Genomic DNA, 22,219 nt, shown 5'->3' with positions numbered 1-22,219 from the left:
GGCGACAAGAGGCATATGAAGACGGAGCCAACCACGCGTTCCTCTTCGCGATGGCACGGCAAGTCTTAGGCAATCGCCGCCTGCGCGAGGCCGAGGATGTCGACGCGCGCCTTAAGCCGCGCGCCGAGCAGGGCTGTTCCGCTCACCTTGCGCTGGACGAACAGCTTTTCGACATCGGGCACGTGCCACGTGGATCGGTCGCTGATCAGCGACGATGCTTCCTCGCGCACCACAGGCACGAACGCCCGGTCGCCGAAATCGAATGGCCCGGGTTTACCGAGCGCCTCATCGATCGCCGCGATAATGCGATCCACGGTGTCCCGGTGTGCGGCGACTGCGTCGGCCCCCAGGAAGCCGGTCTCGACGGCGATGTCGCGGATGCGGTCGCGGTCATGCGCCAGCCCCGCGGCGATCAGCGCACGGTAGGACGCGGCCGTTTGCGCGGGCACCGCTCTCGTCGCGCCGAAGTCGAGCAACACGATTTTGCCGGTGTCGGGCTGCCAGCGAAAGTTCGCGAAATTGGGATCGGTCTGCATGACGCCAAAGTCGAAGAGCTCGCGCAGGACGAGCTCTATCAGCGCCGTCACCGCACCGTCGCGGACGTCCTGCGCCGCGTCGGCGAGCGTCTCGATCGGCCGGCCCTCCACGAACTGCATCGCCAGTACCTCTGGCGTGGTCAGTTCGGAGTGCAGCGCCGGAACAACGTAGCGCGCGTCATCCCGCAAGCGATCGCGATATGCGCGCATCTGCTGTCCCTCGCGCAGATAGTCCGCTTCTTCCGCCAGCTGCCGCTTGGCCTCGGCAAGCAGCGGCGACAAATCCAGCGTGGATGGCAGCAGGTTCGAGATGCGCAGCAGGGCCGCAACGTTGTCGACGTCGGCGTCGATGCTCGCCCGCACACCCGGATACTGGACCTTCACCGCGAGTACCTGCCCGTCCGGGAGCACCGCCCGGTGTACCTGGCCGATCGACGCGGCGGCGATCGGCGTGGCGTCGAACCGAGCGAACCGCCTGCGCCAGTCCGCGCCCCACTCCCGTTTCAGCACGCCGTCGAGCTGTTGGGGCGGCATGCGATAGGCTTGGTTGCGGACAGTCGCGAGGATCGTCGCGAGTTCCGGCGGCAGCAGGTCGCCTGCGTCCATCGAGATCATTTGCCCGAGCTTGAGCGCCGCGCCGCGGAGATGAGACAAGCGATCCGCGATCCGCTTCGCATTGCCGGGCGTAAGCAACAGGTCGCCGAGCCGCGGGCGCTCGCCAGCGGCAAGTCGGCGCACGCCTTCCGCAGCCATGCCGCCCGCGACCTCGCCCGCCAGCCGACCGATATGGCCGAGGCGCGAAAGGCGCCCGCTAGGGATACTCCGGTCGGGCCGATCGGGCCGATCGCCGTCATGACCGCTCAATGCCTCACCATCCCATCGTGCCCGGACCGCCCTTGAACGGGCCGGCAAAACCGCTCGTGATCCAGCCCCCGTAGAAGCCGCCCGCCTGCGGCGTCACGGTTTCTCCATCCACCGTGCAGCGATCGAACGGCGCAGCGTAAAAAGCGACATGGTCGCGAAGACATGCGAACCCCGGCGTCGGCGATGGGTAGCTCCAGCCTACGCGCGGTAATGTGACGCCATCGACGACGACGTCCCAATAGGTGGCCGCACCCTTCCACTCGCAAAACGAGCCGCCGCCCGCCTCTCGAAGGATATCCGGGGCTATGTCATCTTTCGGAATGTAATAGCTGGGAGGATGGCTGGTTTCGAGCGTTCGCACCGAGCGGCGGGTGTCGGCAATCGTTACGCCACGGTGTTGAATGACGATGTGGACACCGACGGGCTCGGCGACAGCGGGACGCGGAAAATCCCAGACGCTCACTTGGCCCGGTGCGACGGGATCGCGACGCGGCCTCATGCCGCCGCCCTTCCGCCTGCGAGCCGCTGCAGGCGGGGTCGCGCCTTCAAGAACGCCAAATACGCGCGTTCGAGGATAGTAAGCACCGTCCGCGACCTGGCGAGGAGACCGAGCGGCCGAAGCACCGGAATCGCGCGCCACATCGCGGCGAAGGCGGCGGCGCCCGACAACAGGACGCCGTTTTCGCTGGCATGAAATCGATCCAGCAATGCCCGGCGATCGATCGGACACGCGGCCGCTTGGTCGGCCACGTCGATGAAATCGATCCTCCGCCCTGCATCCAGTCGGCGCATGAATGCGATCTCGCGGCGACATAACGGGCAGCCGCCGTCATACCATATGATGAGCTTCCGCATGGCGCCGATATGGGGTGGGTCCCGAGGGCGTTCCAGCTGGCCTTTCGTTCAGCGTCCGGCCCGGTTTGCCCGCGCTGTCTTGATCGCCTCTGGTGCCAGCATCTTGCACCGAGCGAATTTGCGGCACTCCGCGATCGGCCCTTCGAAGCACAAGGAGCGTCGCTAACGGCGCACCGCTTTGCCCAGCATATCGCGGCTGCGCTGGAGCGGGCGTAAGGGCACGGCCCCATTTGCCGCATCAGGCCAAACGGCAGCGATGCGGCTCGGGCTCGGCGAGAAGCGACCTTTTTGTGCGCCGGGAGTTCCGCCGTTACATAGCCGATAATCGGATGGTGGTTACAGGCAGCCAAGACGCGTAAGGAGGGGCATGTCGCTTTCCGAAATGATCGCCGGAAGTGCAATTGCGGCGGTGATCAGCAATCCGCGCCTTCCGGACAACCCTATCGTCGAATGCAACGACGCCTTCATTGCGCTGACTGGCTATACGCGCGACGAGATCATCGGCCGAAACTGCCGGTTCATGTCGGGACCGGGGACCGAAGCGGCGCTGACCGAGATGATCCGGCAGGGCATCCGGGAACAGCGGCCGGTTCTGGTCGATATCCTGAATTACAAGAAGGACGGCACGGCGTTTCGCAATGCGGTCATGGTGGCACCGGTATTCGGCATCGACGGGCAACTAGAATATTTTCTCGGATCGCAAATGGAGGTGGATGGCGGGAAGACCGACGCGGGTACTATCAGGCAGCACAACGCCCGATATCTGATCGACGGTCTTTCTCCCCGACAAAAGCAGGTCCTGATGGGGATGGCCGCCGGCAAGCTCAACAAGCAGATCGCCTATGAGCTGGGGCTGACAGAGCGCACCATCAAGATGCACCGGGCAGCGATGTTGCGCGCGCTTAATATCAGGAGCGGTGCCGAGGCGATCCGGCTGGCGATCGAGGCAGGGTATTAACTGCGGCTGCCGGCTTTATTGTCGGCAGTCGACCGTCTAAAAACAACCTGAACCCCGTACCCCGCCCCGGTTATGCCACCCGCGCGGCTATGACTGCGGAGCAGGTCGGTAGAAGTTCAGCCCCGCCGGATTATCGGGCCGCGAATAAAAAACCAATCACCACGATGGCGGCGACCGCCAGCGCCTGAAACAGCACGCGCTGTGTCATCATTCGATTCTGTTGTTCGGATCGCCTCAGGAACGGATCGCCCCCGCCTTTGATCAGATCTCCCTCTCGCGCAAAGGCGAGCAGCCCGCGCACGAGCGCCACAGCGGCACCAACCGCAAAAAGGATGACAACCAGAACCAGGACGACAAACATCGATCGGACCCCAAGGCGAACGCGGCCAGACAAGGCGCGCTAGAGCAACAGCTGGTGGACCTTTTTCGCGGTTGAGACGGCGGGTTCCAACATGGTCAAAAGGTCAGTCGCCCCTGCGCTATGAACCATGGCTACTCGCGACGTGCCGGGCACATGTCCCGGGATAATCGGCAAGTCCGATACGGCACAAAGGCCATGTGGGCGCACCGCTGGGCCGGGGCTATCTCATGCGAGGCCGTCGTGGCGACCGCCTGAGCCATCGCCTATCCCCCGAGATGGTGAAGCCGTTTCCAATAGCCGGAAACCGGAGATCGCTGCGGCGACCATTAGTCTAAGAAGTAAAGATATTTGCGAGACACGGTCGTGACCGCCACCATGACGCTGCTGCTTGTCGACGACGAGCCGATGATCCGGGAAATGCTGGAAGAGGATCTAGCGGCTGCGGGGTTCGATACCCTTGCAGCCGCCAACGGCCGGGAAGCGATGGCAATCCTCGACGCATGCTGGAACGATATAGTCGGTCTGGTGACGGATATACGCCTCGGACAGGGGCCGAACGGCTGGGACGTGGCCCGCCATGCGCGTGCATTGTCGAGCACGATGCCGATCGTATACATGACCGGCGACAGCGCTTGGGAATTGGACGTGCAGGGGGTGGCGTACAGCCTTCTGGTGAACAAACCGCTCGCTGCAGCGCAGATCGTCTCCGCCATTACCAGTCTGTTGCAGCGACGCGACAGCGCCGAGCACGACCATAAGCCGCGGCCCAGTCAGTTTGCTTAGCATCACTTCGTGACCTGGTGCGAGATCGAGGCATGCTGCCAGAACTCGTTCGGACAACAGGTCAGCTTCGATGTCGCCGAACAGCCCAAATAGTGAAGCGCGTTGCCCTCCACGCCCGGTTTTCTGTCGATTTCCGATGGCAGGAATGGAGAGTGGTTCGCGAGCAAGAAAAAGCGCGTGGCGCCACCGGCACCACGCGCACTTGTCCTCCGGAAAAGTCAGGCCTGAATGAAGGCCAGGATATCGGCGTTGATCTGATCAGCGTGCGTCGCCGGCATGCCATGCGGGTAGCCCGGATACGTCTTGTACTGGGCGCCGGGGATCAACTTCGACGAGAGATCGCCTGAAATTGCGATCGGCACGATCTGATCATCTTCGCCATGCAGCACCAGGGTCGGCACGGCGATGGCTTTCAAATCCTCGGTGAAGTCGGTTTCCGAGAAGGCGGCGATGCCGGCATAGTGCGCCAGCGCCCCGCCCATCATCCCCTGCCGCCACCAGTTCATGCGCACGCCCTCTTTCACGTCCGCGCCATCACGGTTGAAGCCATAAAAGGGCAAGGTGAAGTCCCAGAAATATTGGGCGCGATTGGCTGCGGTTTGAGCACGGATGTCGTCGAATACCGACATCGGAACGCCATTGGGATTGGTCGGCGTTTGCACCATCTGCGGCGGCACAGCGCTGATCAGGACCGCCTTGGCTACGCGACCTGGTGCTGCCTTGGCGACATAGCTCGCGACCTCACCGCCGCCGGTCGAGTGACCGACATGGATGGCATTCTTCAGATCGAGCGCGTCAGCGACCGCGGCGGCGTCCTGAACATAGGTGGCCATGTCATGCCCGGTTGCCGATTGGCTGGAGCGACCATGGCCGCGGCGATCATGGGCAATGACGCGATAGCCCTTGCTGAGGAAGAACATCATCTGCCCGTCCCAATCGTCGGAGCTGAGTGGCCAGCCATGGTGGAACACGACAGGCTGAACGTCCTTGGGTCCCCAATCCTTGTAAAAGATCTCGGTTCCGTCGGCGGTGGTGATGAATGGCATTGGTCTTCTCCCTGGAATTCGGTTGGTAAAATACGCTGTACGAAGGTTGTTCAGGCGGCGTCGACGAGGACGAGTTCAGCATCTTCGATCGCGGTGACGCGCAGAGTCGGTTCGTTCGCGATCGCTGCGCCGTCACCGGCCTCCAGACGGACGCCATTGACGTCGACCGTTCCGCTGGCGGGCACGAGATAAAGGTGATGTTCCTCGCCCAGAGCGTATTCGGCGGTTTCTCCAGCCTTGAGCGTCGCCCCGATGACACGAGCGTCTGTCCGGATCGGAAGCGCATCGTCGTCGTCGGCAAAACCGCTGGCCAGCGTGACGAACCGGCCCGAGCGCTCACCCTTCGGGAATGGTTTGGCACCCCAGGACGGTGCTTCACCGCGCGTCTTGGGTTCGATCCAGATCTGGAAGATCTTGGTCGTTTCGTCCTCGCGGTTATACTCCGAATGGCGAACGCCGGACCCGGCGCTCATCACCTGCACATCCCCGGCTTCGGTACGGCCGGTGTTGCCCAAACTATCCTGGTGAGTAATCGCGCCTTCGCGGACATAGGTGATGATCTCCATGTCCGCGTGACCATGCGGTGGAAAACCTGTGCCGGCGGCGATCGTGTCATCGTTCCACACGCGGATCGGGCCCCAGCCCATCCGCGACGGATCGTAATAGCTAGCGAATGAGAAGTGGTGCTTGGCATCGAGCCAACCGTGATTGGCACCACCGAGCTCAGCGAACGGACGGCGTTCGATCATCGTATTGTCCTCATCTTGGCAGGAGCGGGTTGCTCCGATGGCGCACAGATGCGGCCATTGCTGACTTGACGAAATAGAAATGATGGCATCATATCATTTCCAAAAATGACTAGACGCTTGCCTGACCTTGAAGCATGGGCGATCTTCGCAAAGGTCGCCGAACGTGGCTCATTCTCTGGTGCCGCGAACGAGCTTGGGCTCTCGAACCCGACGGTATCCAAGGCGATCGGGCGGCTCGAGGCTCGGCTAGGCTTTGCCCTTCTCGCGCGAACGTCCCGGCGACTGTCACTGACCGAGGCGGGTCGGGCCTCACTCGAACGGGCTGCGCGCATCCTGAGCGAAGGCGAAGCGGTTGAAGACGAGGCGGCCGATCAATCGAGTGCGCCGCGCGGGCTGGTTCGGGTCAGTGCGCCTTTATCGTTCGGGACGGCCTATCTCGGAGCGGCGTTATCCGACTTCCTCACGGCGTATCCCGAAATCACGCTCGAGCTCGAGTTGAGCGACCGCCGCATCGATCTGGTCGCGGAAGGCTTCGATTTCGCGCTACGGATCGCCGCGCTGGAAGATTCGTCGCTCTTGTCGCGCCGATTGTGCACCGTGCGCCTCCTGCTGGTCGGCGCGCCTGAATATCTGGCCGCGCGCGGACGTCCCACCCATCCGGGCGAGCTTCGACGTCATCATGCGCTCGCTTACACCGGAAGCGCTCAGAAGGGCGTGTGGAGATTTAGCCATCCGCTGTTTGGCGAAGAAATGGTTGAGCCGCCGGTTCGCGTCTGGGCCGACAACGCCGACATGTTCAACCCGCTGTTGCTCGCCGGGCACGGGTTGGCGCTGCAGCCGGAATTTCTGGTGTGGCGCGAATTGCGCGATGGACTCCTTGAAATCGCAATGCCTGATTGGCCGCCGCGGCCATTGGGACTGCATCTGGTCATGCCGCCCAATCCGCTGCGGCCGCAACGCGTGCAGTTGCTTATCGATTATCTCGCCAAAGCACTTGCGGCGCCGCCTTGGGCCATGGCGCACGGCTGACGAATCGGTTGGGCAGATACTGACCGGCGAGAATCACCAGCAGCGATCAGCAATGAGATCGGGCTGGACAGCTAGGTGGCGGAGACGGAGTCCGCACTCCGCCATTGCGACAAGTTCCTGTAAATTCCAGAAACGCTTATTTATTAATATCATACCTTATTTAGTGTCCGAGGAGGTCCGGTACGATCCAGCCTATTCCCAACCAAAATGTTGGTCGATATGTTGGTTCCATGACAGGAAAATCGACAGGCGGGCATAAGGAAAAGCGCCTTAGCGCCGCGTTCGTTCGTACCGTGGCCAAACCCGGCTTTTACGGTGACGGTCACGGGCTTTATCTCAAGGTCACCGGTCCCGACAGCAAGCGCTGGGTGCAACGCATTGTAGTCAATCGGAAGCGCCGGGATATCGGTTTGGGGTCGGCTTCGCTTGTAAGCCTCGCAGAAGCCCGTGAGACGGCCCTACAGCACCGAAAGCTAGCGCGGGCAGGTGAAGACCCCATCGCACTAAAAAGGCGTTCCAAGGGCATCCTGACGTTCGAGGAAGCGGCCCGGAAGGTCCACGAGCAATACGCGCCTACCTGGCGCAACGATAAGCATGGCAAGCAATGGATCAGCACGCTTGAGACATTCGTGTTCCCGGCGATCGGTTCGAAGCGCATTGATGCGATAACCAGCGCTGACGTTTTGGACGCTCTCACGCCATTATGGAACGCCAAGCCCGAAACCGCCCGCCGCGTAAAACAGCGCATTGGCACGGTCATGAAATGGGCGATGGCGAAGGGCTGGCGAACCGACAATCCCGCCGACGTCATAAGCAAGGCGTTGCCGAAGCATGATCGGTCAAAGGTCGAGCATCGCAAGGCTCTTCCCTATGATCTAGTCGCCGACTCTATTGCGAAGGTCCGTGCTAGCGATGCGGCTATCAGCACAAAGCTCGCATTCGAGTTCCTGGTGCTAACAGCAACCCGATCCGGCGAAACGCGCGAAGCGAAATGGTCGGAAATCGACCTGACTAAGCGAGAATGGACGATCCCCGCCGGTCGCATGAAGGCCAAGCGGCCCCACCGAGTCCCCTTGTCGGATCGTGCCATCGCGATCTTGAAGGAAGCCGAAAAGCTAAAGACAGACGATAGCGATTTGGTGTTTCCCGGCGCTGTCACCGGCAAGCCGCTGTCGGACATGACTCTGTCCAAGTTGACCAAGGAGCTAGGCATCGCGGCCGTCCCCCACGGCTTCCGGTCATCGTTCCGGGATTGGGCTGGCGAGCAGACGAACCACGCTCGGGAGGTTGTCGAGTTCGCACTGGCGCATGTCATAAAAGATAAAGCCGAAGCCGCGTATGCAAGGTCCGATCTTTTTGAAAAGAGGCGCATTCTGATGCGCGATTGGTCGAGATACGTCAAATAATATCAAATTAAATGGCGGGAAAATACGATAGTGACGCGAAATAAATGGTTTGGATTGGGCAATTTATAAGTATTGCACTAAGTAATAGTTCTTGACGACTTCGATAACGCTGCCTAGCTCGCCCGAATCGAAAGGAGCTAGCAGATGGATCGCGTTATTCGACGCAAAGAACTGTTGTCTATCATCGGGATTTCCCGATCGACGCTGTATGATTGGATGGCATCGGGCACGTTCCCGCGACCGATACGGCTTGGCCGTCGAGCAGTGGGATGGCGCTCGAAAGATATCTCCGACTGGCTGGAAAAACTGCCGTCCCGATTATCGGGCCTGAGGCAGCCTCTAACCCGTAAGGAAAACAAGCATGCCTACCACGGACGACCTAATTGAATTGCTTCCCGGAATTGATCGATCGATCATCGGCAACGTCCAGCTAGAACGTCGCTTTTCGCTTCACGACGGTAGCGAGCACGCGACTCTCGTCATCTATACGGACAGGCTGTTGACGGCCAACGGCGGTGACGGACATAGCGGCATAGATGGTGCTGCGATTCTGTCGCTCGGCAAGGCAATAAACCAACTGTTTTATAAGGGTGGCGGCGTTGGAATGATAGAAGACGTCGTTATTCGTCAGCGTAGCCCAAATACGATTATAGAAGAAATATAATAGCTATGGAGGGGTGCGCGTAAGGTGCGCCCTTCCTTTTTAGATATACCTCCGCCTCCGTAAGGGGTGATAACAGCAATGGTTTTTATGCTTCCCTCTTACAGCCTTTTACCTTGATAAAAGCGATTTACGAATACCGTATAGTCTAACTGTCTATTTTCCTACCCTTGAAAGGTTAGAGGGAGACCAAGCCCGGTGATACCTAGTGAATGCACTAGGACAGCAATATCAAACCCCATTCGTTAGATTTTTCCCTTGAGCCTATGGCTTCGCTCTACAGGAGGGTCGGAGGCAGCACGGAGCTTAAAAGTTCCCCCGGTATTCACCTTAGCCGTCTCTTCTAAGGGTATAATGACGGAAGCTAGGTACAAAGTAGGTCTGTTGCTCATCGGCATTGATGCCTTCGCCAGCTAGATTGCTATCGATGTTAGTAGCTCTGACGTTTAAGCCTGTCAGGTGGCATTTGGCTTGGACTTATTAGCGACGTTCCAGCCAAGGTAAGGGTCGTCTTTAAATAATAATACCAGAACGCGGCCAAAACCTCAATAGCCGAGTGAAGATTGAGAATCTTGGTGGCAACTCCGAGTGCAAAAGGGTATCAACCCGTTTTTTGGTATGCAATGCGTACTAAATGGCGTATTATTGCTATAATACACGAAATCCATTAACTTTTATAAACTCCACTTAATTTAGAAACTGCCGGAAATCCTGTTTCTGTATAAATATACCTAAACTTGATTAGTTTGTTACGTCCAGATTTTGGCGAAATGCCATACCACCGCACCCGCAAAAGGGATTAATGCCGGAAGCGCTCGGCCAAGAAGCCGATATCGCCACCGTGATCGAAATGTCGCTGCCGCAAGCTTCGGATGACCGGCATCAATGAGCTTGCCGATTTGCTCCGTTTCGCGGTCGTCATGTCGTTGGGTCATTTGGCCCTCCACTCAGCAAAAAAATGCGTTGGAGGGCGATCCCTTTGGGATATGGACCAGCTTGCGAAAGCTAGGTCAACACTTGTGTTTTAATATTTCTGTCATCGCAACGCTTGCCAAAGTTATCACTTCGTGTCGGCGCAACCATCCGACTCCGATAGCGTTCAGGTCGGAATATAGGGAGCGTTACAATGTCAGGAAGCGACGAAATATATATCGAGCAACGTGATGACGGGAAATATCGCGTACTTCGCGAGGGAGCTGCCCGCGCTAGCGATATTTGCGACACGCAAAAGGAAGCGATAGCTCGGGCGCGGGAGTTGAAGCCTAGCTCCATCCGCGTGGAGAGGGTGCGCAACGTCGGACCGGGACGCGACAAATGGCGGAAGCCCTGAGGCTTTAAACGGCCCTAGGAGCGTTCGCCGCGTTGTAGCCTATCGAACCTAGCCGCGATCTGTTTCCAGGCTTCTACGCCCTCCAAATCGCCTTGTAGGGCAAGTTCACCAATGCGTTCGCCGATGTACTGGCCGCCCGCACCATAGACGACCAACGCCGGCCCAGTACCAATTGCCTATAAGATGTCCGGCAGTATCTTGCTTGTAAATATCGTTATGTCCACTAGCGTGTGCCGAACCGCCAAAACAGGATCTTTGAAATAAAATAGCGGCGAAATATTAAGACGCTCATTGAGCGTTTTGCTCAATTAACCGATTCGGCGTGTTCTCGTAGCATCCCCTCGATCCGAGCAATTCGCTGATCGGTCACGTCCGTACAAAAGGAAAGCTGTCGTTCGAAATAGGACAATACTGTCGTTATACCCTCATCAAGATCAACGAAGAGTCTTGAAAATCCGTCCTCCCCCCGCAGTATACAGCAAGCATTCTCATCCAATTCGATTTGATATCTTATCGACAAATCTATAGTGCCGACCGTAGCATTTGGAGCCGCCTTATTGCCATTTAAAAAGAGAATGTTCTCTCGCTCGAAGCTGAATGCTACCATTTCAGCTGGATTTAAACTCCTAGAGAGCAGATCCCCAATTCCATAAATGGATAGACACTTATCGTACAGCGATACCCCATTGGAAAATTCCAGAACAGGAAGGTAATTCCTCAACATATCCCGCAAGCCTTTATATGATTCCAAAAATATGGTTTCGGCTGGTGGAAATAGATAGTGATAATATGCGAGGATGCCCGTCGGCAATTTTCCGTAAAATCTCCGGCCTTCACCCGAGAAATCTGGCGAATGGCCTTTAATCAATGACTCGATTTTAGTAACAATTGCCGAAGTCATGTCTAATTCCAAAATCTATACGGTGCAGGAGTAGCACCCAACTCTGCTACTCTTCCTCTTCCATGAGCGACACTGCAGCTGTTAAGAGGCTCATCTCTTGAGCTTCCATCTCGGCCGCTTCGGCCGCCTCGGCTGCCTCTAGCATCCCGGTGCGATTGATTGGCGGCTCCCCCGTAATAGGAACACGCGTACCCCCATTTGCTCTATGAATATCAACATGCTCTTCTTCCGACACGAATCTGATGTTGTTGGGGTTCTCGGCGCTCTCGATCGGGTTCCCGTTCACGGTGTTGATATGGTGCGCTTCAAAGCCTTTGACTCGGCCGGTTGCAATCAATTCCTTTATCTGCGCACGGGTCCAGTTACGGGTGCCAAAACCCCTAGCCATTACGAGCTTCCGCTCTATGGCCCAAGCTCGAGCCACCCCTCTTCTGGCAGCATTTCGTATGAACGCGCGAGTAGCAATCTTTTGCCACAAGCTAGTATCTTTAGAAGCGGTATTGGCAGCCGGTGCGCCGGCAAGCGCGCCAGGTGGTAAATATTCTTGGATCTGGTCGACCGGCACGGGCTTGGGACCGCCCGTCTGATCGGCATCGCCCTCCATCAGTCCGCTAGGGTCTCGTCCGTCGATCGGATCATTCCCCACATATTCATAGAGATTGGTCTGATCTTTGTAGCCGATCGGATCGGTCTGCATGAATCGTCCGAGCGTCGGAGAGTACATTCGGGCCTTGTAATAATTGAGCCCGATCGCGTTTAGATATAACTGGCCGGTATAACCAAATATCGGCGGATTAATGGGGAACGTCGAGCTCTGGATGCCGTATTCGTCATAGCCAAAAGTGCCTTTGAGGTTGCCAGCGGGATCTGCGGCTGAGACGATCGAACCTTGATAGTCACTCTGCAGCCCTATTGGGTTGCTAATGTCACCGGTAAGATACCAAATCAGCGGTTCGTCGGGGTTCGGTCCGAAGACAAAGCGATCGTGCAGCCCCAATACTGGGGCACCGGACGCGCTGAACGCGGCGTTATAGCGCGTAACAATTTTGTCACCGTCATAAAGGTACTCCCACGCTGAGCCGTTGGTGGCAGCCGGTCGAACGAAGTGCCAAAGGCGCCCCAGCGGATCGTAGATCAGCTGCGCCGTGCCGGCGGCCACCGTCGCGCTGACCATCCTATTCTCGACATCATAGGTGTAGGTGTTAGTGCCGTCGCCAGTTAGGTTGCCGTTATCGTCATAGGTGAAGGTCGCGCTGCCGGCTGTAGCATATTGATTGAGGCCGTTGACGGTGTAGGGCCGAGAAACACTGACATATCCCGTGAATGCGTAGGCATCGTTCGATCTTGTCTTCGTCACGATCTGGCCGGCAGGATTGTAGCCAAATGTGCTCGTCAGATCGCCGGCCGTGCCCGCCAGGTCGTTCGATAGGCTAGCGAGTCGCGATACCGAATCATAACCGTAGGACGTGCTAGCCCCACTCCGCGTATCACCCAGACGGCGGCCCTGATTGTCATAGCTGATCGTTGCGATTGTCGAGGCGCCATTCGCCTTGATCGTCGTTGCTCGATCGATCCCGTCGTAATCGTACGTAAAATACGTGCCATCGGGATGCGTTATGCGGATACGGTTGCCATCAGCATCGTACTTATAGCTCAACGTAAGCGGATTAAGCCCCATATCGTTCGTCGTGCTCGTGAGCCGCTCGAATCCGTCGTATACATTGGCGATCCCTAAGCCGGTCGAAACGAAGCGCGCCGAAGTTTCCAATCCACGCGCATCGTAACCATAATCGACGTCCCCGGTGGTACCACCCGGGATATCCTTAACGGTGAGCTCGTTGCGGCTGTCATAGGTGTAGCGAAGGACATTGCCGTCGCGCTTCATCAGTTTCGCGCGGTTTCCATTGCGATCGTAAGCGTACTTCTCGCAATCGTCTCCAGCTGTTCGTGCCTCCGATGGCCCGACGACAGCGACATTTACGGTCCCGCCACCGACAGCTGCAAAAGCCTCCGTGGTTTCGCTGACGGTCCCTAGCGTGCAAAATGCCGAACTCCCAACAGACGTTTTAGATGGAAAGGCCCAAGCAACTAATCTGTCGAACCCGTCATATGAAAAAGTCGCTTTGTTTCCATTAGCATCAGTGACGGTCCATACTTTGCCGTTGGGCGTATACGTGTAGGCCACCTCATTCGATTGATCGGTTGTCCCAACTGCCTTTTGAACGGTGAGCAGTTGCCCAGCCGCGTCGTAAAAATTCTTCGTGATGCGATCAGGCCCCTGAGATCCTTGCGCGGCAAGGCTACAAGCATCGGGAAGGGCGCCAAAGGTGGCGGGATTCATCCGTACCGCAGTGCAGACTCGCCGACCAACAGCATCGTAACTATATTGCGTAGCTTTATAGGCAGTGCCCGCCGCAGACGTTATTTCGAGCGTCTCGTGGCCGATATCATCATATTGAACGTCTGTTTGATCGAACACGGTATACCCGGGCCACGCGGAGGGAACGACCGTTTCGGATTGCCAGTTCGCTAGCTCGCCGTTCTCAATCTTGATCAAGAAACCAGCCGTATTGTAGGTTTTGCGGACTGCGCGGTAGTGTATCGGCCCGGTGGCCCCGTCTGGATCCGCCCATATCGTCCCGGTTTCTCGGCCCTGCATATCGTAGCGATGACCGGTAGTGAAAGGGGCTGGCGAAGTTTGGGCGACCGCCGCTGCGGGCAGCACCATGAGCAGAGCGAGAGCACCAGCGCAAGCTCGCACGTGGAGCGGGCCGATCATGAGCACACCGAGAGTTGGGCGTTGGGAGAAGTCTCACTAATCACGCGTCGCCACCGGTCATATTTATAGCAAGTCAGATGACTTTCGCCGCCAGCGGAAACTTGTTTGCCATGCAGCATTAAATTGTCTGGCGTGCCATCAGCGCCATACAGATAGGTCACATCTTCACGAGGACCGTTAGCATCGCAGGATAACGCGTTACTACCGGCGACCGTTTGACAATCGGTTTCGCCGGTTAGCTTCCATATGGGTTGCCCGGTCGAAACTATCACACCTTGCGCGTTCAATACGTAGGCTGATTTTTGTGCATACGAATATAGCTTTAAGCGCCGAGGACCGCCCGCCGTAGCTGGAGGATCGAGCTCGCTCGCCTTCATGCCATAAGAAGTATAAGTCCAGTCAGTCCTCGCACCCTTAGCGTCGACGTAGAAGTTCGGCTTATTACACGTGTTTATATTGACACAGTTCGTGTCGTAGTTCGCCGTTTCCAAGATGCTAGCCGCCGTCATGCCCGGCTTAGGCGAAGTTGTTTTAGATATCACGTTAAATCGCGTATCATATTGGTACGAAACGGCGCTGTTTTCAGGATAAGTAATTTTGGTAATATGATTGTCTGGAAACTGCCACTGGTATAATGTGGTACGACCTAAGGCATCAATGACCTTGGTCGGCATCTCTCCGCCGCCACTACTTTCGAAGTGATAATACTCACTGGCACCAAGAAAGTTCGACGCAACAGCTGCTACCGTGTCGTTGGGGTTAGCAGTATTGACTGTAAACGTTCTGGTGTCACCCTTATTATTGCTAATGCTAGAAACCTTATAGTAAGGTCCGACATACGAAATGGTGTAATGCTCCGCATAAGGTGTGACATTAGATGTGCCGATTACCCTACCAGAAGAGTCGACCTTATAGCTCCGGGAAAAACCAGTGTTGGTCGTAGAGGTCTCGATAACCGTTTGACCACTAGGCGCAACATCCGTTGAAGGCCCGCTAAATGTTGCTGTCGGCCAGTCGCTCTGGGGAAATGAGCAATGGTCTGCGGTAGGATCACAATAGGCGTACGCTTGGTTTATCAGGGAGACCGACGCCACGTGCTGCCAACTCGCAACATTTGATGCGTCATCAGTGTCATATACAAACTTCACGATCGTCCCGTCATTCTGCGTCACCGACTGTAGACGAATTCCAGCTCCGGTTGTTTTATAGTAATAGGATCTTATTAATCCGGACGGATATTGCGTAGATGTGGGATAGTTATCTGAAGTTCCTGTATTTGCAGGAAATAAAGTAACTGCTCCGTCCTTATCAACGTATTTCCAAATACCAATACCGTTATCATTATATACGGTTAGGCCGTTCCCTTTCCCGTCACCTATATAACTTACTCCATTTATAACTAAGGAAGGGTACATTCCGGAGAAGATATGCAGCTTATTGTCCAATATGACCCACACATTAGATACGTCGGAAGAATTGAGGTCATCTTTGTAATTATTTCTCCAAGGAGCGATTTTTGGCAGATACCTAGTAAACACAACCTGACCCTCACTACCATCAATCGTGAGAACGGTCTCTGTTATATCCATCGTCGGAGCGTAAAGGTTAAAATCAGCCGAAGTGAGAATGTTTGCGTGCTCGCTGTTCACCATTTTGAATTCCGGCACCGCAATTTGCGCATAAGCTGTAGCAGGCAGAAACGCCAAGAATAGAGACAAGAAAGATGAAGTACCGTATAAACGAATTATGGACATCTAAGACCTCAATTATCAGAGCTCTAAAAGGATAACCAAGCCTTCACAATTCACGGAGCGCCTGCAACATTTACATTGACGCGATTATCTGCCTTATCAAAGCTGTAATTGGCCACAACGTTGTTGTTAACGGTGCCAGAATGCGCGACCTGTATCAGCCGTCCTTTGGCGTCATAGGTGTAGTTCACCGTCTCGGACGCGCTCGCCATTCCTGAAGCCACTATCGCGAGTACGGACGAACCGGCACAGACAGCCAGCGCCGTTATCAATCGACTCATGATATATCCCTTTGACTCTATACAGGGTCAAAGTGTTCCTCAGATCCCAACATTGCAATGACGATCATTTGGTTGGCGGGAGATTTAGGTTCATTTCGGTGCATTTGCGATGCCCAATCAACGGTGTGGGAAGCAGTCGTTGAGCCGGTTCAGATGCTGACACAAGAACACCGGTGACGCGGGTGTTGGGGGACCGCGCCACCGGCTCCCTACGCCCTACGCGGGCTTAGCTCCTGGCGCTCCACATTTTACGAACTTGCCCCCGGCGCCCCGACACTTCTTCGCAATGGGTGCCGCCTTGGGTGGCGGGCATTTGATGAAATGACCCTTGGCATCACGGCAACGGTTCGCGGCGATTGAGGGTGACGCGACCAAAGCGACGGCAGCTAGGACAAGAGCGAAACGATACATCGGCCTTCCTCCTTATTGGAGCGCGAAGGCTGCTACCGACGAATGACCGGCGCAAGTTCATTCTGAAATATCGCGCTCTCTGCTAAGCAGCATGCCGGGAGGGGTGGTCAATGAATACCGACATGGGTGACACCGAGCCGGATAACGGCTCCGCCACATGGGTTGGCATTCTTTTCCTCGGCTTAGGCCTACTTTTTGGATGGGGATTTGGTGGGGATCGAAAAGAGAAAGCAGCGCTCGATTGGGCCGTCAAAACCACTCGTGGATGCGAGCAATCTTATCGCACCAAAGGCTATCCCAATGTTGCCGACTGCTTACAGGGAGCCATTGAAGAGATTGACGACGAAAGGGCTGTGGAGGCTCGCTCTGACGGCGGCGATCCACGATAAGAGGGCCGGGAAGTTGCGAACAATAGCAACCACCTTTGCAATCGCCTCAATTGCGTTCGTGGAATGGGGCGCCATCGCGAGCGTTCAGGGCGAGCCAACAGGCGTTAGGTCGGCGACGAAGGCCCGCGACATTGGCGGCTTTGCTCTTGGGATGGACATTCGTGACGCGAAAAAGTTGTCTCCTTTGACGCGCATTGCTTGGGATGATTATCAAACCAAGAAAGATGGCATCGATTACGACTTCGGGCTCACCAAGCTTGGCCACATCTATCGGGTCGATTCCTCCCAACCGCTTGGCAAGTTTGCCGTGGATGATGTGTTTCTGCGGTCGCTAGAGTCGAAGCTCACCGCCAAATATGGCAAACCGACCGAAGGGTCTGCGGGGGCATATAATTGGTCGTTGATCGAGCCTGTTAAGCGCACTGGCGGCGAAACGCTGCCCTTCGAGACAAACTGGACCTCGGCGAATGTCGAGTCCGGACCTGATGGCGTCACGTTAAATATAAAAATGATCGATTTCCGGATCATGTGGCGAGACGATGCGCAGGTGAATCGCGGTCCTAGGGACAAAGCAAGCGCGACTATAAAGCTGTGACCATCATCGGCGACGTGCGCCCAAGTCACGTGTGAGCTTAGCTGAAATCCGGTCTTGCACTGTGAATCGGATGGTATGGCAACGACTCGAATTTTCTAAGACTTCGGGTGTCAGTTTCGAGCCCGTGCGGTGCGGTCAGCCTCCGCGCACCTTCGCCGTTCGGTCGCCTTCCATCGATCGTAGGCAACCGGCATCTTCGCATCGAGGTAGGCGCGTGCCGTTAGCGCGGCTTGTACGCAAACGGCATTGGGATCGTAATTATCGGCTGTAGAGGCAATTGAATATTTTTCGGCCTCGTCATCGGCCACCTTTTTGGCGATGGGGTCAACGTTCTCCAAATCATCTTTCGGGCCGTTCCCACCGTACTCGCGCAAGCATTTCGTCACGCCGTCGCCGTCGGAAATGAGGTCATCAAGGCTGAGGCGAGCTAGGCACTCTTTCATCCCGGCCTTTGAGTCAGTTGGACCGTCCGCCGGATTGGCGACCGGGGCCATTAGAAGTGCGACGATGAGCAAGGCGGCCATCGGGTCAGTTCACACAGTTTTTGTGTAAAATGCAAGCCAGCCGAACAGGCGGGCTATGGCGGCCCGAAAGACAGCGACAGACAAGGGCTTTGGAGACCAACGCTATAGGGCGCTCGTCGGCATCCTAGTCGCTACTCGAAAGGCGTTGGGTTGGAGCCAGGACGGGTTGGCGAACAAACTCGGTCGCCACCAACAATTCGTTTCACGATACGAATTGGGCGAGCGTAGGCTTGATGCTGTCGAGTTTGTGGACGTTGCCCGGGCACTTGGACTCGATCCAGCGATCCTAATTACGAATGTCCCGGACTAGGCCAGCGCTCGGTAGACGCTCCCCCGACCAATCTTCAACTGCTTGGCAATATCGGTCGGTCGCACACCTTCCCCATGGAGCCGCCTAACCTCGTCAACCGGCACGGATGGCTTGCGCCCCTTGTAAACGCCCGCCGCCTTCGCCCGGACGATGCCTTCCATTTGCCGTTCCCGCCGGATTGCCGTTTCGAACTGAGCAAATACGCCAAGCATTTGAAGGAACGCCACGCCAGCGGGAGTCGAGGTATCGATCGGTTGTTCCGTTGCACGAAGGAAAGCACCCTTCGACTTTAGGACAGCCACGATCCGTTCTAGATCGCCGACCGAACGCGCAAGGCGGTCGATACGGGTCACCATTAAGGTATCGCCTTCGCGAACGAACGAAAGCACGGTTTCGAGTTCGTCACGTCCGGCAGTGGTTGTGCCCGACTTCTTTTCAGATCGGATGATAGTGCAACCCGCCGCCGCTAGTGCCGCTTCCTGTACCGAACAATCTTGATCGTCGCTGCTCACCCGAGCGTAGCCGATAACCATTGCCATCGATTCTGTCCCAATAGCCTCTAGACCTTTCCCGACTACCGTCCCAAATATCACGAGTCAACCCTATTGGAACACTTATTCTGACTCTTGCTGCTGTTCCTTATGGGTATACTGTATTGGACATATTTAGCAGAGTCTCGGGTCTAGTGAGCCAGGAAGGGGGCTCCGCCTATTTCTTCATCGCAATCGTCAGGAGTGAGTGTAGCGGCCCATGCCCTGCCCACGTCGCCTTCGCGTTCGCCCGCTCTACGCCCTGCCAGAATCTCGAAGTGGCGTATATTGCCACCTGAACGTAGTTCGATACTTGAGGATAAAGCGCGCGAAGGCTCTGTCGCCTAGCGTGATCGCCGAATCGGCCCACGAAATACGCTGCAACTGCGCGCAACGCATCGTGGCGGGTTCCATCGCGAGCAATATCTAAAACGATTTTCACTTCGTCATCGGTTGGGTCCGGAGCTTGCATAAGCGCGGCGACGGTCCACATCTTCTGCCAGTCGGCCAAGGCGGCGTCCGCCACTAAGGAACCTACGAATGCCCGAAGGTCGCTATCGTACAGGAATTTAGCCAGATAGGACGAATATATCTGCGCCATCGCAGGACGCTTTCGAAAAGCATCTTTAACGTGGTCAACGGCGTGATCGGAACCAGCCTTCGAGAAGAGAGGAAGGCAAAACCGCTCGACGTTTTCCTCTTGGCCAGGATACTGATCGAGCGAATTAAAGAGCGAAATTGTGGCCGCCAGTTCGATTGGCGTGGCTTCTTCGTCTTCCTCGCTGCCCTCACCATCTTCGTCGTCTTCGGATTCCCACTCGGATTGGAAGCCGTAGTCAGCATCAAAATCTTCGTCATCGATCTGTGCCGCTATTTCCTCAACAGCGGCTTGAAAAAGAGAATCCAAGTCCGGCTCCATTGCATGGAGAACGTTTTTGGGCATGATCTTGCATTTGTTTTCATTCAATGAAAGATCATAACTACGAAGTGCCGGTATTAGATCGCGTAGAATTCTATCTGCATGATCGACAGAATCAACAAATATGTACAAATCGTCTACATATCGCGAAGAAGGAACGCCCATGTCCTTTAGAATGCGATCTATCGGGGCCATGTAGAAGTTACCAAACAAATCCGACGAATATACTCCCTGTAGAATTCCCCTTGAACTTCGTTCTCCAGTAAAACTTGTAAGCAACGCTTCAAGCCTCGACGAATAAGCTTTCTGAAAACCGGAGTCATTAAGAACGTTTATAAGGGTATGGAGATTTATCGACCCAAAATAATTAGCGATATCAATTTTTAGAACGTAATTTACCGTTTCAACTTGCGTATTTGTGGCTAGTGAATTTTGAAGATCATTCCAGCATGTCCGAGTTGGGATGAACATCGCAGCACTACCATCTTCGGCCAACTGGTGGCTGAACGAACGGGTTCCATCTAGAGCCTTCCCGATCACATCTGTCGATTTGTCAGCGAGGGCCTGATAAAGTACCCGATCTTTTGGCAGAAGAATGCTGCCGGGCCGGGAATACGCTGGACCGAGCCGCTTTGTGGATTCCACGGGAATTCGAAATGATTTCGGCACTTCTATCGACAAGGGGATGCCAGGCGCGAACTGCCCTGCCTTAATGTCTTCAATGACGGCAGCCTTGAGGGCATCCGCCGCGCGCGAATATATTAGGTTTAGATGCGGCGCATAAATGAAGTCTGTCTTCACATCGTTAAGAATGCGCTTGATCGAAAGATCGAAGTCGATGTTCGCGAGCGCGCTGGCCTCCATGCCAAACGGCTCACCAATCTTAATATCTGCCATCAGATAGCCTTCGATAACAACGCCAGCCGTAGGTCATCCAAAGAAAGCGGCAAACGCCTCCGGTGGGCCATACGGTGACAATTGGCGCATAGTAACACCAAATCAGATAGCTTCGTGATAGCCCCCGGCATCATCAATGCTACTTGGTTGATGTGATGCACTTCGATATAGCCCAAGCCTAATTCGCCGTATTTCTCGGCAAAATCAAAATCGCATACCTCGCACGCGAGATTACCCGCTGCCTTCGCTTGCTGTTTTTTCTTGGCAATCAGCTTTGCGTCTCGCTCGCGCGACCTGTGGAGGCGGAGAATGATCCCTCCCTCTGCGCCTTCATATTCTTCATCGCCTGATTGCGTCCCTGATAGCCCCTCCGCGCTCACGATCGCCTGACGGATCGCATCAGCATCAGCCGCAAGCAACGCGCGACGGCCGAAATATTCTGCCCAAACTACCTTTTCGAGCTTACCTCCTGCCGTCATTCCCACCTTGCCCTGCGTGGTGAATTGAGGGTCTAAGGAACGGAGGTTCATCATTTTCAGATAGACACCATTTGTGTTCCGCAGCGTCTCGTTAGCCGAACTCCCGTTCAGCCGGTGCAATCGGTTTAGGAGGTCGGAAAGCTCCGCAACGGCTTTGCTACCTTTGCCCGGTGGGCTTGCCGGGCTGGTCATGTAGAGGTCGAGCGCGAGTATAAGTTCGTCGCGGCTCCAGGTCGGGTTTCGGCTCGGAATATTGTCCGGGCTGGGCACTTCAAATCCCAGCTCCCGAAGGCGGCGTACGACAGTCTGTTCGCCGCCCCCGATACGGATATCGTGGGAATAAGGCCGCCCCATACCCAGCGCCTGAGCGACGTTCGCTACCGCTTTGGAGGCATAGCGCTGTCCGTTGCGTATCAGCCAATATTTAGTCGCAGATTCGAAGCCGTACTTTTCGAAAAAGCGCTTCTCTCCAATTCGATCATACTCACGAATCGCGGTCAGTACGCCCTCGCGTGTAATGTCACGTAGCGCCATAGCCCCTCCGAATTACCGGTTATGGGCAGTGGCTGTGCCCAAGGCCAGCACAACCCTGTTCAAAATGGCTCAAAAGAATGTGGGTTTAAATGTTGGTCGAGCGCGTGGCATCTTCCATTTTGTCTTTATAAACAAAGGCTTATGGAACACCCTGGCGGAGACGGAGGGATTCGAACCCTCGATACGGTTTCCCGTATGACGCTTTAGCAAAGCGTTGGTTTCAGCCACTCACCCACGTCTCCGGCTGCAGCAGAATGGGGGCCTATAGCGAGCGTCCCCTAGGTGATCAACCGGGGGTTTCGACTCGGCCGAGCGCGGAATAGACTCGGATCGCCGCTGCG

Annotated in this window: 25 protein-coding genes and 1 tRNA gene; 10 read left to right on the top strand and 16 right to left on the bottom strand. The window is 56.0% G+C overall.

Annotation, left to right across the window (positions count from 1 at the left end; genetic code table 11):
• Positions 1 to 65 precede the first annotated feature (65 nt).
• The 3 genes from SPR01S_RS08395 to SPR01S_RS08385 form a co-directional block, all read right to left on the bottom strand.
• The gene (locus tag SPR01S_RS08395; RefSeq protein ID WP_157082075.1) at positions 66 to 1,289 is read right to left on the bottom strand and encodes an ABC1 kinase family protein; all 1,224 of its coding nucleotides are present in this window, start codon (positions 1,287 to 1,289) and stop codon (positions 66 to 68) included.
• 115 nt (positions 1,290 to 1,404) lie between these two features.
• Entirely contained in the window at positions 1,405 to 1,899 is a 495-nt protein-coding gene (locus tag SPR01S_RS08390; protein ID WP_066587882.1) for a DUF427 domain-containing protein, read from the bottom strand.
• On the bottom strand, positions 1,896 to 2,255 hold the full coding sequence (locus SPR01S_RS08385; protein ID WP_066587879.1) for a thiol-disulfide oxidoreductase DCC family protein: 360 nt from the start codon (positions 2,253 to 2,255) through the stop codon (positions 1,896 to 1,898). The genes SPR01S_RS08390 and SPR01S_RS08385 overlap by 4 nt, the downstream gene beginning before the upstream one ends.
• 367 nt (positions 2,256 to 2,622) lie before the next feature.
• Between SPR01S_RS08385 and SPR01S_RS08380 the strand changes: the two genes are divergently transcribed.
• Positions 2,623 to 3,213, top strand: a complete 591-nt coding sequence (locus tag SPR01S_RS08380; protein ID WP_066587876.1) for a LuxR C-terminal-related transcriptional regulator — start codon at positions 2,623 to 2,625, stop codon at positions 3,211 to 3,213.
• Between the two features lie 130 nt (positions 3,214 to 3,343).
• Here the strand turns inward: SPR01S_RS08380 and SPR01S_RS08375 are convergent, their stop codons facing one another.
• A complete protein-coding gene (locus tag SPR01S_RS08375) occupies positions 3,344 to 3,574 on the bottom strand; it encodes an HIG1 domain-containing protein (RefSeq protein WP_066587874.1) in 231 nt (76 codons plus the stop codon).
• 363 nt (positions 3,575 to 3,937) lie between these two features.
• On the opposite strand from SPR01S_RS08375, the gene SPR01S_RS08370 reads away from it, so the two are divergent.
• The gene (locus tag SPR01S_RS08370) at positions 3,938 to 4,357 is read left to right on the top strand and encodes a response regulator (protein ID WP_084251052.1); all 420 of its coding nucleotides are present in this window, start codon (positions 3,938 to 3,940) and stop codon (positions 4,355 to 4,357) included.
• A 218-nt stretch (positions 4,358 to 4,575) separates the two neighbouring features.
• Here SPR01S_RS08370 and SPR01S_RS08365 read toward each other — a convergent pair whose 3' ends face one another.
• Positions 4,576 to 5,403 (bottom strand): alpha/beta fold hydrolase, encoded by an 828-nt coding sequence (locus SPR01S_RS08365; RefSeq protein WP_066587868.1) that lies wholly within the window; start codon positions 5,401 to 5,403, stop codon positions 4,576 to 4,578.
• Positions 5,404 to 5,453: 50 nt separating this feature from the next.
• Positions 5,454 to 6,152, bottom strand: coding sequence for a pirin family protein (locus SPR01S_RS08360; protein ID WP_066587862.1), 699 nt, complete (start codon positions 6,150 to 6,152; stop codon positions 5,454 to 5,456).
• A gap of 105 nt (positions 6,153 to 6,257) precedes the next feature.
• Between SPR01S_RS08360 and SPR01S_RS08355 the strand changes: the two genes are divergently transcribed.
• The 5 genes from SPR01S_RS08355 (at position 6,258) to SPR01S_RS22170 (ending at position 10,578) form a co-directional block, all read left to right on the top strand.
• Positions 6,258 to 7,181, top strand: coding sequence for a LysR family transcriptional regulator (locus SPR01S_RS08355; protein WP_066587844.1), 924 nt, complete (start codon positions 6,258 to 6,260; stop codon positions 7,179 to 7,181).
• A gap of 230 nt (positions 7,182 to 7,411) precedes the next feature.
• Positions 7,412 to 8,587: a tyrosine-type recombinase/integrase gene (locus SPR01S_RS08350; protein WP_066587842.1), complete on the top strand. Its 1,176-nt coding sequence runs from the start codon at positions 7,412 to 7,414 to the stop codon at positions 8,585 to 8,587.
• Between the two features lie 144 nt (positions 8,588 to 8,731).
• Positions 8,732 to 8,974, top strand: a complete 243-nt coding sequence (locus tag SPR01S_RS21175) for a helix-turn-helix transcriptional regulator (protein WP_084251046.1) — start codon at positions 8,732 to 8,734, stop codon at positions 8,972 to 8,974.
• Positions 8,949 to 9,251 carry a hypothetical protein gene (locus SPR01S_RS08345; protein WP_066587840.1) on the top strand — a complete coding sequence of 101 codons (303 nt, stop codon included), beginning with the start codon at positions 8,949 to 8,951 and terminating at the stop codon, positions 9,249 to 9,251. The genes SPR01S_RS21175 and SPR01S_RS08345 overlap by 26 nt, the downstream gene beginning before the upstream one ends.
• Before the next feature lie 1,123 nt (positions 9,252 to 10,374).
• The gene (locus SPR01S_RS22170) at positions 10,375 to 10,578 is read left to right on the top strand and encodes a DUF2188 domain-containing protein (RefSeq protein ID WP_084251044.1); all 204 of its coding nucleotides are present in this window, start codon (positions 10,375 to 10,377) and stop codon (positions 10,576 to 10,578) included.
• A 14-nt stretch (positions 10,579 to 10,592) separates the two neighbouring features.
• On the opposite strand, the gene SPR01S_RS22215 is transcribed toward SPR01S_RS22170, so the two are convergent.
• The 5 genes from SPR01S_RS22215 to SPR01S_RS21500 form a co-directional block, all read right to left on the bottom strand.
• A complete protein-coding gene (locus SPR01S_RS22215) occupies positions 10,593 to 10,733 on the bottom strand; it encodes a DUF6961 family protein (RefSeq protein WP_439646729.1) in 141 nt (46 codons plus the stop codon).
• Between the two features lie 149 nt (positions 10,734 to 10,882).
• Positions 10,883 to 11,479, bottom strand: coding sequence for a hypothetical protein (locus SPR01S_RS21510; protein ID WP_157082073.1), 597 nt, complete (start codon positions 11,477 to 11,479; stop codon positions 10,883 to 10,885).
• 46 nt (positions 11,480 to 11,525) lie between these two features.
• Positions 11,526 to 14,036, bottom strand: a complete 2,511-nt coding sequence (locus SPR01S_RS08340; RefSeq protein WP_169803400.1) for an RHS repeat-associated core domain-containing protein — start codon at positions 14,034 to 14,036, stop codon at positions 11,526 to 11,528.
• Positions 14,037 to 14,254: 218 nt separating this feature from the next.
• Positions 14,255 to 16,012 (bottom strand): hypothetical protein, encoded by a 1,758-nt coding sequence (locus SPR01S_RS21505; protein ID WP_157082071.1) that lies wholly within the window; start codon positions 16,010 to 16,012, stop codon positions 14,255 to 14,257.
• Positions 16,013 to 16,062: 50 nt separating this feature from the next.
• Entirely contained in the window at positions 16,063 to 16,290 is a 228-nt protein-coding gene (locus tag SPR01S_RS21500; protein WP_157082069.1) for a hypothetical protein, read from the bottom strand.
• A 521-nt stretch (positions 16,291 to 16,811) separates the two neighbouring features.
• Between SPR01S_RS21500 and SPR01S_RS21495 the strand changes: the two genes are divergently transcribed.
• Positions 16,812 to 17,090 carry a hypothetical protein gene (locus tag SPR01S_RS21495; RefSeq protein ID WP_157082068.1) on the top strand — a complete coding sequence of 93 codons (279 nt, stop codon included), beginning with the start codon at positions 16,812 to 16,814 and terminating at the stop codon, positions 17,088 to 17,090.
• Positions 17,029 to 17,685: a hypothetical protein gene (locus SPR01S_RS08335; protein WP_169803399.1), complete on the top strand. Its 657-nt coding sequence runs from the start codon at positions 17,029 to 17,031 to the stop codon at positions 17,683 to 17,685. The genes SPR01S_RS21495 and SPR01S_RS08335 overlap by 62 nt, the downstream gene beginning before the upstream one ends.
• Positions 17,686 to 17,795: 110 nt before the next feature.
• On the opposite strand, the gene SPR01S_RS08330 is transcribed toward SPR01S_RS08335, so the two are convergent.
• Positions 17,796 to 18,209, bottom strand: coding sequence for a hypothetical protein (locus tag SPR01S_RS08330; protein WP_066587828.1), 414 nt, complete (start codon positions 18,207 to 18,209; stop codon positions 17,796 to 17,798).
• A 55-nt stretch (positions 18,210 to 18,264) separates the two neighbouring features.
• On the opposite strand from SPR01S_RS08330, the gene SPR01S_RS22165 reads away from it, so the two are divergent.
• Positions 18,265 to 18,519: a helix-turn-helix domain-containing protein gene (locus tag SPR01S_RS22165; protein ID WP_066587824.1), complete on the top strand. Its 255-nt coding sequence runs from the start codon at positions 18,265 to 18,267 to the stop codon at positions 18,517 to 18,519.
• Here the strand turns inward: SPR01S_RS22165 and SPR01S_RS08320 are convergent.
• From SPR01S_RS08320 to SPR01S_RS08305, 4 genes are all read right to left on the bottom strand, one after another.
• Positions 18,516 to 19,058, bottom strand: coding sequence for a recombinase family protein (locus SPR01S_RS08320; RefSeq protein ID WP_066587819.1), 543 nt, complete (start codon positions 19,056 to 19,058; stop codon positions 18,516 to 18,518). The two genes, SPR01S_RS22165 and SPR01S_RS08320, sit on opposite strands and share 4 nt — an antisense overlap.
• A 169-nt stretch (positions 19,059 to 19,227) precedes the next feature.
• Positions 19,228 to 20,865 carry an RNA-directed DNA polymerase gene (locus SPR01S_RS21160; RefSeq protein WP_084251041.1) on the bottom strand — a complete coding sequence of 546 codons (1,638 nt, stop codon included), beginning with the start codon at positions 20,863 to 20,865 and terminating at the stop codon, positions 19,228 to 19,230.
• Positions 20,865 to 21,878 (bottom strand): HNH endonuclease, encoded by a 1,014-nt coding sequence (locus SPR01S_RS08310; RefSeq protein WP_245661920.1) that lies wholly within the window; start codon positions 21,876 to 21,878, stop codon positions 20,865 to 20,867. Before SPR01S_RS08310 ends, SPR01S_RS21160 begins: the two co-directional genes overlap by 1 nt.
• A gap of 152 nt (positions 21,879 to 22,030) precedes the next feature.
• Positions 22,031 to 22,120: transfer RNA gene (locus SPR01S_RS08305), tRNA-Ser, on the bottom strand.
• Positions 22,121 to 22,219 lie beyond the last annotated feature (99 nt).

Origin of the sequence: Sphingomonas pruni NBRC 15498, assembly GCF_001598455.1 — a bacterium.
In the GTDB taxonomy this organism is placed as follows: domain Bacteria; phylum Pseudomonadota; class Alphaproteobacteria; order Sphingomonadales; family Sphingomonadaceae; genus Sphingomonas; species Sphingomonas pruni.
The sequence above is the reverse complement of the archived record's forward strand: the minus strand, read 5'-3'. Positions and strand labels throughout refer to the sequence as shown.